Origin of the sequence: Paraburkholderia sp. SIMBA_054 (assembly GCF_046534875.1) — a bacterium.
In the GTDB taxonomy this organism is placed as follows: domain Bacteria; phylum Pseudomonadota; class Gammaproteobacteria; order Burkholderiales; family Burkholderiaceae; genus Paraburkholderia; species Paraburkholderia hospita.
Genome location: NZ_JAWRXV010001785.1, coordinates 1 through 233 on the forward strand (window position 1 = coordinate 1; position 233 = coordinate 233).

Here is a 233-nt window from a genome sequence, read left to right on the forward strand (position 1 = left end):
CGGCGATGCCTTCTGCTTCCGCCTGCTTCGGCAAAGTAAATTCGACTTTTTTGCCTTTCACTTCCACCGTTCCGGAGTCACGTGTGTAGATGCCGGACATGATTTTCATCAAGGTCGATTTGCCGGCGCCGTTCTCGCCCATCAAGGCGTGGATTTCACCTTTTTGCAATGAAAAATGCACGTTTTTCAAGACGGCATTGCCGCTGAACGATTTACAAATATCGGTCATGTTG

At 48.9% G+C, this 233-nt stretch carries 1 protein-coding gene; it reads right to left on the minus strand.

The window, feature by feature from the left end:
* Nucleotides 1-233, minus strand: a 233-nt coding sequence (locus SB822_RS61230; RefSeq protein ID WP_410859683.1) for an ATP-binding cassette domain-containing protein, incomplete at both ends; no start/stop codon positions are given.